Raw genomic sequence first — 14,623 nt, 5'->3', positions numbered from 1 at the left:
CAATCCCCTGCGCACATGCAGGCAACACCCGCACCTACCTTATCGGATGTGATGATGACGCGACTCCCCACCCGCCGCCTGCTCGCCCTCGCCCTGGCTTCGGCCATCGCCTTGCCGGCATGGGCGCAGACGACGGAACCCGGCCCGGCCGCGGTCGCCAGCACGGAGGCGTTCACCGCCACCGATATCCGCGTCGATGGCTTGCAGCGCATCTCCACCGGCACGGTGCTGACCTACCTGCCGATCGAGCGCGGCGACACGGTCGACTCGACCAAGATCGGCGAAGGGATCCGCAGGCTGTACAAGACCGGCTTCTTCGAAGACGTCAAATTCGACCGCCAGGGCGACATCCTGGTGATCACCGTGACCGAGCGTCCGGCGATCAACAAACTGACCCTGACCGGCAACAAAGACATCAAGACCGAAGACCTGACCAAGGGCCTGCAGGAGATCGGTCTGGCCGAGGGCGAAACCTTCGACCGCCTGGCCCTGGATCGCGTCACCCAGGAACTGACCAAGCAATACAACAACCGCGGCAAGTACAACGTCGAGATCAACCCGACCGTGGCCAAGCTGGACCGCAACCGCGTCGACATCACCATCAACGTCAAGGAAGGCAAGGCCGCCAAGATCCGCCACGTCAACCTGATCGGCACCGAGAAGTTCGAGAACAAGGACATCCTGGACAACTGGGAGTCGAAAGAAAGCAACTGGCTGTCCTGGTACCGCCGCGACGACCAGTACTCCAGGGAGAAGCTCTCGGGCGACATGGAGAAGCTGAACGCCTACTACCTCGACCGCGGCTACGTGGATTTCGCGCTGGACTCCACCCAGGTGGCGATCAGTTCCGATAAGCGGGACATGTACATCACCGCCGGCATCACCGAGGGCGAGCAGTACAAAGTGTCCGACGTGAAGGTCACCGGCGACACCGTTTTGCCGGTGGAAGACATCGAGAAACTGGTACTGGTGAAAAAAGACCAGATTTTCTCGCGCGCGATCCTCGAATACACCTCCGACGCCATCACCTCCACGCTGGGCAACATCGGCTATGCGTTCTCGCAGGTCAATCCGATCCCCACCGTGGATCGCGAGAACCGTACCGTCGCCATCAATCTGCAGGTCGTTCCCGGTCCGCGCGTGAATGTGCGCCGCATCGTGTTCAAGGGCAATACGCGTTCGGCCGATGAAGTGCTGCGCCGCGAAATGCGCCAGTTCGAAGGCAGCTGGTACTCGCAGGCCGCTATCGACCGTTCCAAGATCCGTCTGCAGCGCCTGGGCTATTTCGAGACCGTCGACGTAGAAACGCCGCCGGTGCCCGGCAGCAACGACGAAGTGGACGTGGTCTTCAACGTCAAGGAAACCACTTCGGGCAGCTTCGTGTTCGGCCTGGGTTACTCGCAGCTGTCCGGCCTGACCACCTCGATCCAGCTGTCGCAGAACAACTTCCTCGGCGGCGGCAACCGGGTCTCGGTGGAGGCGCAACGCAGCGACTACCTGCAGCGCTATTCGTTCTCGTTCGTCAATCCCTTCTTTACCGACGAAGGCATGTCGCTGGGCTACAACCTGTGGTGGCGCGAGTTCGATTACTCCAGCTTCAATACCGCCCAGTACTCGACCACCAGCGCCGCCGCGCAAGGCGTATTGGGCTTGCCGATCACCGAGAACGACACCGTCTCGCTGTTGTTCGGCGTCGATACCAATGAAATCCTGACCTTCGCCGGCTCGACTCCTTCGTCGATCATCGATTACATCAACGCGGTCGGAAGCCGTACCTTCCACGCCTGGCGCACCGAACTGGGCTGGGCGCGGGATACCCGCAACGATTACTTCATGCCTACCCGCGGCACCTACCAGCGCGTCTCCACCGAGATCACCCTGCCCGGCTCCACGGTGGAATACTACAAACTCAATTACGAGTTCTCCAAATACTGGCCGCTCAGTCCGTCGCTAGTGCTGAACACGCGCGCCGAATTCGGCTACGGCGATAGCTACGGCAGCGATAGCGTACGGCGCCTCTGCTCGGTGCTTCCCAGCGACCCGCAAACCAAAGCCTCGGGCGCGGCGTGCGCGCCCGGCTCCGTCGAGACCGCCGTGCTTACCGCCACAGGCCTGCCTTTCTTCGAGAATTTCTACGCTGGCGGCGTGCGGTCGGTACGCGGCTTCCGCGACAACACGCTGGGCCCGCGCTCGGAGTCGATCTCAGGCTTTACCGGACAGCCGCTGGGCGGAGCGTTGAAGACCACCGGTTCGCTGGAAATGTATTTCCCCAAACTGTTCGATTCCAAGGCCGCCCGTGTCTCGGCATTCGTGGATTTCGGCAACGTGTACGCTGATATCGACAGTTTCGACGCAGGCGAGCTGCGCGCCTCCACCGGCATTTCCTTGCTGTGGCGCGCGCCGGTCGGACCGATCTCGATCAGCTACGCGTTCCCGTTGCGCAAGGAAGACGACGACGAAATCGAGCGCCTGCAGTTCACCTTCGGTGGCGCGTTCTGAAGATCGTCCCGCCGACGTCCCATCTCCTCAAGGCCCGGGCAACCCCGGGCCTTTCTTCTACGCGGCCACGCCCAAGACGTTAAACTGCGCCCAGTGGACACCTTCAGCATCACTGCCGACGAGATCGCCGAACGCTACGCCCTGGCGTTGCGCGGCAATGGCGGCCTGCGCCTACGCGGCGTAGGCACTCTTGCTGGCGCGGGCGAAGGCCAGCTGACCTTTCTCGCCAATCCGCGTTATCGCAACCAACTGTCGACGAGCAACGCCTCCGTCGTGGTGCTGCGCGAGGAAGACGCCGCAGCAGCTCCGGGCACCGTGCTGATCGCCCGCGACCCGTACACCGCTTTCGCCAAAATCGCCGCGTTGTTCGACCGCCAGCCGGTTCGCGATGCCGGCGTCCATCCGTCGGCGGTAATCGATCCCGCTGCGCGAATCGCGGACGGCGTGCATATCGGTCCTTTCGTGGTAATCGGCGCCAATAGCTCCATCGGCGAGGGCTGCGTCATCGGTCCCGGCTGCGTGATCGGCGAGGATTGCGAGATCGGCGCAGGCAGCGAGCTGATCGCGCGCGTGACCCTGGTGACGCGAGTGCGTCTGGGACGACGCGTGCGCATCCACCCCGGCGCGGTACTGGGCGCCGATGGTTTCGGTCTGGCCATGGACGCCGGCCACTGGATCAAGGTGCCGCAACTGGGCGGCGTGGTGATCGGCGACGATTGCGAGATCGGAGCCAACACCTGCATCGATCGCGGCGCGCTGGGCGACACCGTGCTGGAGGAAGACGTGCGCCTGGACAACCAGATCCAGATCGGACACAACGTACATATCGGCGCGCATACGGCGATGGCCGGCTGCAGCGCAGCGGCCGGCAGCGCCAAGATCGGCCGCTACTGCCTGATCGGCGGTGCCGCAGGCGTTCTGGGCCATCTGGAAATATGCGACAAAGTCACCGTTACCGCCATGTCGCTGGTGACTAGTTCGATCCGCGAACCGGGCGAATACTCCTCGGGCACGCCATTAACCGATAACCGAAGCTGGCGGAAGAACGCCGCGCGATTCAAGCAACTCGATGCGCTGGCCCGTCGCATCCTGTCCACCGACAAGGAATGAACATGACCCAATCCTTCCAACTCCCCCTCGATGCCGCCGGTATCCAGAAACTGCTGCCGCATCGCTACCCGTTCCTGCTGGTGGACCGGGTGGTGGAATTGGAGCGCGATAAGCGCATCCTGGCCTACAAGAATATTACCCAGAACGAACCCTTCTTCACCGGCCACTTCCCCGGCAAGCCGATCATGCCGGGCGTGCTGATCATCGAGGCCTTAGCTCAGGCCGGCGGGCTGCTGACCCAACTTTCGCACGATGGCCAGACCGCCGGCCGCATGTTCTACATGGTCAAGGTGGACAATGCCCGCTTCAAGAAAATGGTCGTGCCCGGCGATCGTCTGGATCTGGACGTCACCCTCAAGCGCTTGATCAGGAACATGGCGCTGTACGAAGGCGTCGCCAAGGTGGATGGCCAGGAAGTGGCATCGGCCGAAGTGCTGTGCGCAGAGGATCGGGGCTGACCATGGCCGCTGGCGCGACGCTCATTCACCCCAGCGCATCGATCGATCCGGCCGCCAGGCTGGGTGCGGGCGTGCGCATCGGCGCGTTCACCAGCATCGGCGCCGACGTGGAAATAGGCGACGGTTGCGTGATCGGGCCGCACAGCAGCATCACCGGTCCCACCCGCATCGGCCGCGACAACCACATCATCGGCCATGCTGCGATAGGCGGCGACCCGCAAGACAAGAAATTCAAGGGCGAGCGCACTGAACTGGCCATCGGCGACCGCAACACCATCCGGGAGTTCGTCACCATCAACCGCGGCACCGGCGACGGCGGCGGGATCACCCGCATCGGCGACGACAACTGGCTGCTGGCTTACACGCACGTCGCGCATGACTGCAGGATCGGCAACTTCTGCGTGTTTTCCAACAACTCCACTTTGGCCGGCCATGTGCAGATCGGCGATTGGGTGATCATGAGCGGCTTCGCCGGCGTGCACCAGTTCTGCCGGATCGGCGCCCATGCCTTCCTCGGTATGGGCGTGCTGATAAGCGGCGATGTGCCGCCCTACACCATGGTGGCGACCGAGGCCCAGGGCCGCCCGCGCGGCATCAACAGCGAAGGCCTCAAACGCCGAGGTTTCGATGCCGAACGCATCAGCGCGATCAAACGCGCTTACCGCACCCTGTACGTCGCGGGCTTGCCGCTGGCCGAAGCCAAGCAACAACTGGCCGAACAGGCGCGCGACAGCGAGGACGTGCGCGCCTTGCTGGATTTCATCGAAAGCGGCGAACGGCCCCTGTTGCGATGAGCGGCTGGCGGCACGGCTCTTCCACGGCAACGGGCGAACAGTCGCCGACCCTGTCGGATCTGGCCGCTTCGCCCGACAGGCTACAGAACGCCGCGCTGCGACCCAAGCGCATCGCGCTGGTCGCGGGCGAAACTTCCGGCGATGCGCTGGGCGCGGGATTGATCGAGCAGCTGCGCAAGCGCTTTCCCACCGCCGAATTCGCGGGCATCGGCGGCGATGCGATGCGTCGGGCAGGCTGCGACATCTGGCACGACGCGGGCGAGCTGGCGGTGATGGGTCTTTCCGAAGTGCTGCGCCACTTGCCGCGTCTGCTGAAGCTGCGGCGCCGGTTCCGCGAACGCGCGCGCGCATGGAATCCCGACGTTTTCATCGGCATCGATGCGCCGGACTTCAATCTGGGCGTGGAGCGCTGGCTCAAGCAGCGCGATGTGCGCACCGTGCATTACGTCAGTCCTTCGGTATGGGCCTGGCGCGAAAAAAGGGCGCAGAAGATCGGCGCCAGCGCGGATCTGGTGCTGTGCCTGTTTCCGATGGAACCGCCGATTTACGCGCGCCATGGCATCGACGCGCGTTTCGTTGGCCACCCGATGGCCGACGAAATGCCGATCGAGCCCGATCAGGCGGCAGCGCGCGAGTCGCTAGGCCTGCATGCCTACACGCCGGTATTGGCGGTGCTGCCCGGCAGTCGGCTGGGGGAGATCGGGCGGCTCGGCAAAATCTTCCTGGAAGCCGCGCGGATCGTTTCCGAATCCGTTCCGTATCTGCAGATCGTGGTGCCCGCGGCGAATTCCGCTTGCCGGGACGCGCTGCGACCGTTGATCGCCGAAGCCGGATTCGCTGCGCCGCCGCTGCTGGCCGAAGGCCACGCCCGCGAGGCGATGGTGGCGGCCGATGTGGTGTTGCTGGCCTCCGGCACCGCCACCTTGGAAGCGATGCTGGCCAAGCGCGCGATGGTGGTCGGCTATAAAGTCGCGCCGCTGACTTACCGCATCGTCAAAGCGTTCGGCATGCTTAAGGTCGAGCGCTATGCGCTTCCCAATGTGCTGGCCGGTACCGATGTGGCGCCGGAACTGATGCAGGACGAATGCACGCCGCAGAATCTGGCTGCGGCGGTGCTGAACCAGTTCCAGCATCCCGAAATCACCGGCGCGCTGCAGCCGCGCTACCGCGAGCTGCACGAAACGCTGCGTCGGAATGCCTCGGCAAGCGCAGCCGACGCGATCGTCAGCCTGCTGCGCGGCACGGGATTTTCGTCGTGAGCCAGCATTCGCTGTTTCCGGCTTCCACCCTCGCCCAGCCCCCTGTGCTGGTCGCAGGCGTGGACGAGGCCGGACGCGGACCGCTCGCCGGACCGGTGGCGGTGGCCGCTGTCGTGTTCGACCCTGCCCGTCCGCGTATCAACGGACTGGACGATTCCAAGCAACTCACTGCGGCGCGGCGCGAAGCGCTGTACTCGCGCATCGTCGAACGCGCGCTGGCCTGGCGCGTGGTGCTGGTGGAAGTGGACGAGATCGACCGCCTGAACATCTACCAAGCCACGATGCTGGGGATGCGGCTCGCGGTGGAGGGCGTAGCCCATGTCGCAGGACTGGCGCGCATCGACGGAAATGCATTGCCGAAGGGATTGCCCTGCCGCGCCGAAGCCTTGGTGGGCGGGGACCGCCTGGATCGCTCGATCATGGCCGCTTCGATCCTAGCCAAGGTCACCCGGGATCGCTTGATGGTCGCCCTGCACGACGAATTTCCGGCCTACGGCTTCGCGGTGCACAAGGGCTATGCCACGCCTTCTCATCTGGCCGCCCTGACCGAGCACGGCCCCTGCGCGCAACACCGGCGCAGTTTCATGCCGGTGCGGCGCGCGATGGGGGCCCTCCATCAAAGTCCGACTTGCCTGCCCGATCCGCTCACGGTGGCTTGCCCGGATTGACCGATAGATGCGCAATGGCGCCCAACGACTTGCTCATCAATGGAGTGACCGTGATCTTGAACGCCAGGCTGCGTAATTCGTCGATCGGATAGACGAAGCTGAATTCGCGCTCCTTCAGCAGGTCCTTGATGATCGTGGCCTCGCCGATTTCGCGACCGACCAGATTCTTGATTCGCGATCTTATCGCGCTGGTTTCTTTTGGCGTTGGCGTGCGGGTTGTGCGATCGCGTGGCATGTGACCTCCTCGGGGTGGCCCCGGTCAGGATTTTCCGGGGGTGGATGGAACCGTGTTTTGAACCGCATTCTCACGCGCGCGATCCGGCGTCAGACCGGCACGGCGCAATACGACGTTGGAAACGATCCGCGTCTCCGGCAGGCCTGCGGCCCGGGCCGCCTGGAGCCGGATGCGCGCCGCTTCGGTGTCTCCCAGCAAGGCGAAGGTTTGCGCGTTGTATAAGGCGATCTCGGCTTGCTCGCCCTTGAGCTGTTCGGAACGCATGAGCATTTCGCGCGCCTCGCCGGCACGCCCGAGATTGGCCAGGAACCAACCCAGCGCGGCCAGCGCCGTTCCGTCGGCTGGACGGGTTGCGATGTAGCCCTGCGCAAGCGTCGCTGCCTGCTGGAACGTGGCGCGGGCCTTGTTCGCGGTCGCCGGTTCGGCCAGTTGCGCGTTGCCCAGGTTGCCCCAAGGCAGGTAATCGGCCGGAGCGAGCACGGTGGCGCGCGTGTGCAGATCCACCGCCGCCGCGTAGTCGCCCGCCTGGTACTTGAGTTCGCCAAGATTGGTCAGCGCTTCGGGGCCGGGCTCGATGGCAATGGAACGTTCGAGCGCCCGCATCCCCGCCGCATTGTCGCCCACGCCCACGTACAGCGCTGCCAGCGTGTTCCAGTAGATCGCATCGTCGGGTTTCAGTTCGACGGCCTTGCGATAGGCCGCGATCGCGTCTTGCGAACGCCCCGCCAGATAGCTGTAGTAGCCGCTGTAGGCGAATATCCTCGCGTCGGCAGGGCGCAGCGCGCTCGCCTTGCGGCTCAGCGCCAACGCGCGTTGGTGGTCGCCCTGCTCGGCGTGCATCATGGCCAACCCCATGTAGGCCGAAGGGCGCGACACCGGATCGGATTCGGCGCGCGTATAAGCCTCGACCGCTTCACCCGACTCTCCATGCGCCTGGTACAAGTCGCCCAGAGCAACATTTACTTCGCCCAGTTCCGCGTCCATCTTCCCGGCGCGTGTGCAGGCATCACGGGCGCGTTCGAATGCGGACGCATCATGGCGATGCCGGAAGGCGGCCACTTCGGAACGGCAGATTCCTGCCTGCGCCCGCGCGAACCCGCTATCGGCCTTCAACGCACTGTCGAAAAAACCGACCGCCTTGGCCTCGCTTCCTTCGCCTCCAGCAAGCAACTGCTGCAATCCCCGCAGGTAGGCGTCGAATGCGGCGGCGTTGCGGGTCGGGGTAAGCCGCCTGGCCATCGCTTCGCTTTGCTTCGGCAGCACCTCGATCAGCGATCGCACGGCCTCCTCGGCGATCTCGACCTGCGTATCGAACACCTCGGAGAGCTGGCGGTCGTAGCTGCGGGTCCACAAGGTGTAGCCGGTTGCGCAGTCGGACAGGCGCGCATTGATGCGCACCCGCTGGCCTTCGCGGCGCACGCTGGCATCGAGCACCGTGGAGACTCCGAGCAGCGCGCCAAGCGCCTTGACGTCGCCGCCCTGCTTCAGCACCGTCGCCGGCGACACTTGCGCGGCGACCTTCAAGCCTTGCACTCCGGCCAGCGCATCGTGCATCTCCGCCGCCAGCCCTTCCGCGAAATAATCGTTGTCACGGTTCTCGCTGAGATTGGTGAAGGGCAGCACGGCGATGGACGGCTCTGCCGCACGCACTCGCGTCGGGCGGTGCTCGCGCCAAGCCCAGACAGCCAACGCCAACATCACTACTGCGAAGGCCGCCCACTGCCAGCGCCAGAGACCACGTGCGCCGCGTCGTTCGTTCCCCGCGTACGGCGAAGCGGGTGAAGGCGCATGGTCGGAAACGGAGATCGCGGAGGGAGTGTCCGCGGCCGCGGCCGCTGGTGGCGAGGCCGACATTGCCGTCACCGCTCCCTGGGCGAGCCCACCGGCATTGGGCGGTACTGTCGCCAAGATGGCCTCTTCCGGTTCCAGGACCCCGATGAACCGATAGCCCACCGCGTGCTGGGTCTGGATGTAATGCGGCTCGGCCCGGTCGTCCAGAGCGGCGCGTAACTGGGCGATGGCTCGGGTCAGTACGCCGGGAGTGATATGGCGATGGCCCCAGACCGCATCCAGCAATTCGTCCCGAGGAACCAGCTGGCCCGCATGGCGCAGCAGCACCAGCAGCACGGAAAAGGCCTTGGGTTCCACTGCCACCGATTGGCCGTTGCGGCTGATCGTGTACGCGACCGCATCCACGACGATGTCGCCGAAGCGATATCGCTCTGCCCCCTGAGTACCTGCGTTAGCGCCCGAATCGGACTCCACTGCAATTCCTCATGGAAACCTCGCAATCCAGCTGAAAAGCTGGCGGAAGCTTCGTGCCCGCATCATGACCCATCCACCGACCCGGCGGAAGCTGGCCACGCACCCAACCGGGTGCCCTTCCCAGCATCCATTACCGGAGAACCATCATGTCCACCAACGCCAATCACATCGAATCCCTGCCACAGGTGTTGTTGCCGGGGAACAACCCCAACCGCCCCAACCGCCGCCGCCGGATCGGGAGCTTCCGTCTCAGCACTTTGGACATGGAACGCTTCAACCAGCTGCTTTCCACCCTGACCGGCGACCGGCCCCCGCTGGATTGCGACCAGGTCGTGACCGCAGCGCGCCTGCTGTCCGATTCCAACGGCTCGCAATCCACCCCGACCTGTATCCGCCAGCGGCTGGCACAGGCCGAGTCGCTGGCGAGCATGCTCGCCGACCACGGCTGGCAGCCGGCCAACGAGGTCCGCGCACCGGCCAGCGCGGTGCTGGACTACCTCAACGGACACAACGACCTCATTCCCGACTGGATCCCGCAAGTGGGCCAGTTGGACGACGCCATCGTCGTCGAGGCCGCCTGGCCGCGACTGGCGGGCGAAGTGCTGAGCTATCAGGACTTCTGCCGTCTGCGGCTGATCGAAGCGCGCCTGCACCAACAGGAGAGCGGCGCATTTCGTTTCGACCGAAATGACTGGGAAGTTGCGCGCCGCGCCGAATCGGCCTTACGCGAGCACCAGCGCCGCGTGCGCGCGAGCAGCTATGTACCGACGGCTCCGAGAGTCTTTCGCGTCCACTGAATCCGCAACACGACAAGCGCGATCCCCGATCTTCCGGCCGCCCCGCGCAATGCGGGGCGGACCGCAGCTTCACAACAATCGGAATCGCGTCGGAGGTTTGCCATGTCTACCGTCTATCCGCCGGCCAATGCGTGTCGGCCCACGCAGCTGTTCACGTCGATCGTCGAGCAGACCGATGATCGCTTGCAACTGCTGCGGTCGATGCTGGCCGATCATCAATGGCCTTGCCCGCCCCCGGTGCGCGGACAGTTGCTGCAAATACTGGTCAGTGCCGCCGGAGGGGGAGGTACCGAGGAATCCGCCTGGACGACGCTTGCAGAGGAAATCGCCCGCTACCTGCTATATCGCCGAACGGGCCAGCTCGAGACTGCGCTGTTGGAGTGGCAACGCCCACGCCGGGAGCACCGATCCATACCGGGTCGGCGTGTTCGGCCCTAAGGTTCCCCACGACACGACCGCTGGTCGGATGAATGCGGCACCCCTGTCGTCAGTCACCGCGACTTCCCACAGGCGACACGCGCATTGCAACCGCAGACCATGCTCCTGCATCCCTGCAATAGCGGATGCGCGATTCCGCTGCCATGACCCAACGAGGTTCGCCATGCATACCCCCGATATGTCTCCCAGCACTGCGCGAATGCACGAACAAGCCGGCACCGCAGCGCAGGCCGACCTGCGCCCCCAAGCAGGCGACACCGAACTGACCGGCGAGGAACAGGCCGCGCTTGCGGTCCATCATCGCCGCATCAGTGAGACCAGTTACCTGCCCGCGCAAGCCGACTATCTGCACGTGCGCTGAGTCCAGTCGGCGACCCTCTGTCCGGTCCGCTACAACGGGCAGAACCAGCGTTGCCAGGGCTTTCCCGGACTGCGGCGGCTGTCAAGCCTTGCCCCACCCCAGCGCGGCGGATAACCTGCCCAGGCACCACTCTGGGCCGGCATGACTTCTCGCTTCATCCACCTCCATCTGCACACCGAATTCTCGCTAGCGGATTCCACTATCCGCGTGCCTGAAAAGCCCGACGAGGCGCGCCCGGACAAGGCGAAACGGCCCAATCTGCTGAGCCGCGCGGTGGAAATGAAGCTGCCGGCGTTGGCGGTGACGGACCGCAACAATCTGTTCGCGCTGGTCAAGTTCTACAAAGCCGCCGAATCGGTGGGCATCAAACCCATCGCAGGCGCCGACCTCAGCGTCGTCGACGGCAAGGAAAGCCCCTGGCAGCTCACCCTGCTCTGTCGCGACCACATCGGCTACCTGTCGCTGTCGCGCCTGCTCACTCGCGCCTGGATGGAAGGTCACCACATGGACGGCGTGGCGATCACGCCCGAATGGCTGCGCGAGGACTGCGAAGGCCTGTTCGCCATCGCCGGCCGCCATAGTTATGCCGGACGGCTGGCCGCTGGCGGACGCCACGAACACGCCGAACAGCACCTCGCCGATCTGCAGCGCAGCTTCGGCGAAAACCTGCATCTCGAAATCACCCGCACCCAGCGCGAGGGCGAAGACGCGTTCAACGCCTTCGCCTTGCACGCCGCCGCCGCGCGCGGACTTCCGGTCGTCGCCAGCAATGACGTGCGTTTCCTCGACCGCGAAGGCTACGACGCGCATGAAGCGCGCGTGTGCATTTCCACCGGCCGCGTGCTGGACGATCCCAAGCGTCCGCGCGAGTACAGCCCCGAGCAATACCTGAAATCGCCCGATGAAATGGCGGCGTTGTTCGCGGACATACCCGACGCGATCGACAACACCTATGCGCTTGCGCAGCGCTGCAATCTCGAACTGACGCTGGGCCAGTACGCATTGCCCGCGTATCCGGTGCCCAGCAACGAAACGCTCGACAGCTGGATACGCAGCCAGTCGCATGCGGGCCTGGAGGAGCGTCTGCTCAGGAACCCGCTTGCGGACGGACACAGCGCCGACGACTACCGCGCGCGCTTGGACCTGGAAGTCGACGTCATCGTGCGCATGGGGTTCCCCGGCTACTTCCTGATCGTGGCCGACTTCATCAACTGGGCCAAGCAGCATGGCATCCCGGTGGGTCCCGGCCGCGGCTCCGGCGCCGGCTCGCTGGTGGCGTGGGCGCTGGGCATCACCGATCTGGATCCGCTGCCCTACGGCCTGCTGTTCGAGCGCTTCCTCAACCCCGAACGCGTGTCGATGCCCGACTTCGACATCGACTTCTGCATGGACCGTCGCGATGAGGTCATCGACTACGTTGCGCGCAAGTACGGCCGCGACCGGGTCAGCCAGATCATCACCTACGGCACCATGGCGGCCAAGGCGGTCGTCCGCGACACCGGCCGTGTGCTGGGCTTCCCTTACGGCCTGGTGGACGGCATCGCCAAGCTCATTCCCAATATCCTGGGCGTGACCTTGAAGGACGCGATGGGCGAAGGCGACAGCAGCATGGTGTCGCAGGAACTGATCGACCGTTATCGCGACGAAGACGACGTGCGCGACCTGATGGATCTGGCGCGGCAACTGGAAGACCTGACCCGCAATGCCGGCAAGCACGCCGGCGGCGTGGTGATCGCGCCCTCGCCGCTGTCGGACTTCTGCCCGCTGTTCGCCGAACACGACGCCGAGGGTCGCGGCAAGTCGCCGGTGACCCAGTTCGATAAGGACGATGTGGAAGCGGTAGGCCTGGTGAAGTTCGACTTCCTGGGCCTGCGCACGCTGACCATCATCGATTGGGCGGTGAAGGCGATCAACGTGCGTCGGCAGTCCGCAAGCGAGACGCCGATGGAAATCTCCGCGATCCCGCTGGACGATGCGGCCACCTACGAGCGCGTGTTCTCCACCGGCGACACCGGCGCGGTATTCCAGTTCGAATCGCGCGGCATGCGCGAGTTGCTCAAGCGCGCCAAGCCCGATCGTTTCGAAGACCTGATCGCCCTGGTCTCGCTGTACCGCCCGGGTCCGATGGACCTGATTCCGTCCTTCATCGAACGCAAGCACGGGCGCGAGCCGGTGGAGTATCCGGATACGCGCGTGGAGCCCGTGCTGCGCGACACCTACGGCATCATGGTGTACCAGGAACAGGTCATGCAGATGGCGCAGATCGTCGGCGGCTATTCGCTGGGCGGCGCCGACTTGCTGCGCCGCGCGATGGGCAAGAAGAATCCCGCGGAAATGGCCAAGCACCGCGAGATCTTCCGCGAAGGCGCCGGCAACAACGACATCGACGCGCGCAAAGCCGATTCCATCTTCGACCTGATGGAGAAGTTCGCCGGCTACGGCTTCAACAAGTCGCACGCCGCCGCCTATGCGCTGGTGTCGTACCAGACCGCATGGCTGAAGACCCACTATCCCGCCGAATTCATGGCGGCGGTGCTGTCCTCGGACATGGACAACACCGACAAAGTGGTCGGCTTCCTGGACGAGTGCCGCATGTTGAAGCTCGAGGTGCTGCCGCCGGAAGTCAATGCGTCGGAATACATGTTCGTGGCCAACGATGCGCGCACCGTGCGCTACGGGCTGGGCGCGATCAAGGGCGTGGGCCGCGGCGCTTGCGAAGCCATTTCCGCCGAACGCGCCAGCGGCGGCGTTTTCCGCGATTTGCTGGATTTCTGCAAGCGCGTGGATTCGTCCAAACTCAATCGCCGCGCGCTGGAAGCCTTGGTCAATGCGGGCGCGCTGGATGCGCTGGGCAAGAATCGCGCCTCGCTGATGCTGCAACTTCCGGAAGTGGTGAAAGCCACCGACCAACTTGCGAAAGAGCGCGATGCCGGACAGGTGTCGCTGTTCGGCGGCGGCGACGCAGCGCCCGCGCTGGAAGTGCTGCTGACCGAAGTGGACGAGTGGCCGCTTTCGCAGAAGCTCACCGGCGAACGCGAAACCCTGGGCCACTACCTCAGCGGCCATCCGCTGGATCCTTACCGCGACGATCTGCGCGCCTTGGTCGGCACGGACCTCGGCGAGCTCGACAAACTGTGGAGCTCCGCGCCCCAGGGCGAGAAGAAAGGCTGGCGCCCCGAAGTCGGCGTGGTCATCGCCGGCCAGGTGGTCGCGCTGCGGCGCAAGGGCGACAGCCAGGTCTTCGTGCAGTTGGAGGATGGCCGCGGTCGCATCGAATGCAGCGTGTTTTCCGAGGCCTACACGCAAATGGCGCCCCTGCTGACCCGCGACCGCATCCTGGTGATCCAGGGCGGCCTGCGCGAGGACGAGTTCAGCGGCGGCTTCAGCCTGCGCGTGCGCCAGTGCTGGGACTACGCGCAGCTTTGCGCCAACCATGCCCAGCGCCTGTCGCTACGGCTGGACATGCGCGTACCGGGCCTTTGGGACCGCATCGATGCCCTGCTGGCCAAGCATCGCCCGGGAGCGACGCCTCTGCGTCTGGACCTGTTATTGAAATCCGGCGAACGCGGCGTGGCGGGCGTGCTGGATTTGAACGGCCCCAAGTCGGTGCGCGTGGACACGGAGCTGCTGGACGCGCTGCGGGCCCATCCGGGTGTGCGCACGGTCAAGGTCGCCATCTCAAGACCTTGGGCGAACTGAGCTTTTCCTTCTCCCACCGGGAGAAGGTGGCGCGAAGCGA

General features: G+C 64.9%; 12 protein-coding genes. 10 read left to right on the top strand and 2 right to left on the bottom strand.

Annotation, left to right across the window (positions count from 1 at the left end; genetic code table 11):
- Nucleotides 1–54: 54 nt before the first annotated feature.
- From bamA to J2W94_RS02275, 6 genes are all read left to right on the top strand, one after another.
- The gene (gene bamA, locus J2W94_RS02300) at nucleotides 55–2,499 is read left to right on the top strand and encodes an outer membrane protein assembly factor BamA (protein WP_310090016.1); all 2,445 of its coding nucleotides are present in this window, start codon (nucleotides 55–57) and stop codon (nucleotides 2,497–2,499) included.
- Between the two features lie 93 nt (nucleotides 2,500–2,592).
- Entirely contained in the window at nucleotides 2,593–3,609 is a 1,017-nt protein-coding gene (gene lpxD, locus J2W94_RS02295) for a UDP-3-O-(3-hydroxymyristoyl)glucosamine N-acyltransferase (RefSeq protein ID WP_310090015.1), read from the top strand.
- Between the two features lie 2 nt (nucleotides 3,610–3,611).
- The gene (gene fabZ, locus J2W94_RS02290) at nucleotides 3,612–4,067 is read left to right on the top strand and encodes a 3-hydroxyacyl-ACP dehydratase FabZ (protein ID WP_310090014.1); all 456 of its coding nucleotides are present in this window, start codon (nucleotides 3,612–3,614) and stop codon (nucleotides 4,065–4,067) included.
- 2 nt (nucleotides 4,068–4,069) lie between these two features.
- Complete coding sequence (gene lpxA / locus J2W94_RS02285; protein WP_310090013.1) at nucleotides 4,070–4,861, top strand: acyl-ACP--UDP-N-acetylglucosamine O-acyltransferase; 792 nt, start codon at nucleotides 4,070–4,072, stop codon at nucleotides 4,859–4,861.
- Nucleotides 4,858–6,120: a lipid-A-disaccharide synthase gene (gene lpxB, locus J2W94_RS02280; RefSeq protein ID WP_430540535.1), complete on the top strand. Its 1,263-nt coding sequence runs from the start codon at nucleotides 4,858–4,860 to the stop codon at nucleotides 6,118–6,120. The genes lpxA and lpxB overlap by 4 nt, the downstream gene beginning before the upstream one ends.
- Nucleotides 6,108–6,788 carry a ribonuclease HII gene (locus J2W94_RS02275; protein WP_430540559.1) on the top strand — a complete coding sequence of 227 codons (681 nt, stop codon included), beginning with the start codon at nucleotides 6,108–6,110 and terminating at the stop codon, nucleotides 6,786–6,788. The genes lpxB and J2W94_RS02275 overlap by 13 nt, the downstream gene beginning before the upstream one ends.
- Here J2W94_RS02275 and J2W94_RS02270 read toward each other — a convergent pair.
- Both J2W94_RS02270 and J2W94_RS02265 read right to left on the bottom strand, forming a co-directional pair.
- A complete protein-coding gene (locus tag J2W94_RS02270) occupies nucleotides 6,766–7,023 on the bottom strand; it encodes a hypothetical protein (protein WP_310090011.1) in 258 nt (85 codons plus the stop codon). The genes J2W94_RS02275 and J2W94_RS02270 overlap by 23 nt on opposite strands.
- A 24-nt stretch (nucleotides 7,024–7,047) precedes the next feature.
- A complete protein-coding gene (locus tag J2W94_RS02265) occupies nucleotides 7,048–9,288 on the bottom strand; it encodes a winged helix-turn-helix domain-containing protein (protein WP_310090010.1) in 2,241 nt (746 codons plus the stop codon).
- A 146-nt stretch (nucleotides 9,289–9,434) separates the two neighbouring features.
- Between J2W94_RS02265 and J2W94_RS02260 the strand changes: the two genes are divergently transcribed.
- From J2W94_RS02260 to dnaE, 4 genes are all read left to right on the top strand, one after another.
- A complete protein-coding gene (locus J2W94_RS02260) occupies nucleotides 9,435–10,085 on the top strand; it encodes a DUF1232 domain-containing protein (RefSeq protein WP_310090009.1) in 651 nt (216 codons plus the stop codon).
- A gap of 102 nt (nucleotides 10,086–10,187) precedes the next feature.
- Entirely contained in the window at nucleotides 10,188–10,523 is a 336-nt protein-coding gene (locus J2W94_RS02255) for a hypothetical protein (protein ID WP_310090008.1), read from the top strand.
- A 163-nt stretch (nucleotides 10,524–10,686) separates the two neighbouring features.
- A complete protein-coding gene (locus J2W94_RS02250; RefSeq protein WP_310090006.1) occupies nucleotides 10,687–10,884 on the top strand; it encodes a hypothetical protein in 198 nt (65 codons plus the stop codon).
- 141 nt (nucleotides 10,885–11,025) lie between these two features.
- Entirely contained in the window at nucleotides 11,026–14,583 is a 3,558-nt protein-coding gene (gene dnaE, locus J2W94_RS02245) for a DNA polymerase III subunit alpha (RefSeq protein WP_310090005.1), read from the top strand.
- The last annotated feature ends 40 nt before the right edge of the window (nucleotides 14,584–14,623 follow it).

The sequence above is a fragment of the Pseudoxanthomonas sacheonensis genome, from assembly GCF_031455975.1.
In the GTDB taxonomy this organism is placed as follows: Bacteria; Pseudomonadota; Gammaproteobacteria; order Xanthomonadales; family Xanthomonadaceae; genus Pseudoxanthomonas_A; species Pseudoxanthomonas_A sacheonensis_A.
Note: the sequence above shows the minus strand (reverse complement) of the source record. Positions and strands in the feature narration are given on the sequence as shown.

Bases quoted from the DNA above. Each gene is read 5' to 3' on its own strand.
- bamA (WP_310090016.1), top strand. From the start codon at position 55: ATGACGCGACTCCCCACCCGCCGCCTGCTCGCCCTCGCCCTGGCTTCG.
- fabZ (WP_310090014.1), top strand. From the start codon at position 3,612: ATGACCCAATCCTTCCAACTCCCCCTCGATGCCGCCGGTATCCAGAAA.
- lpxA (WP_310090013.1), top strand. From the start codon at position 4,070: ATGGCCGCTGGCGCGACGCTCATTCACCCCAGCGCATCGATCGATCCG.
- lpxB (WP_430540535.1), top strand. From the start codon at position 4,858: ATGAGCGGCTGGCGGCACGGCTCTTCCACGGCAACGGGCGAACAGTCG.
- J2W94_RS02270 (WP_310090011.1), bottom strand. From the start codon at position 7,023: ATGCCACGCGATCGCACAACCCGCACGCCAACGCCAAAAGAAACCAGC.
- J2W94_RS02260 (WP_310090009.1), top strand. From the start codon at position 9,435: ATGTCCACCAACGCCAATCACATCGAATCCCTGCCACAGGTGTTGTTG.
- J2W94_RS02255 (WP_310090008.1), top strand. From the start codon at position 10,188: ATGTCTACCGTCTATCCGCCGGCCAATGCGTGTCGGCCCACGCAGCTG.
- J2W94_RS02250 (WP_310090006.1), top strand. From the start codon at position 10,687: ATGCATACCCCCGATATGTCTCCCAGCACTGCGCGAATGCACGAACAA.
- dnaE (WP_310090005.1), top strand. From the start codon at position 11,026: ATGACTTCTCGCTTCATCCACCTCCATCTGCACACCGAATTCTCGCTA.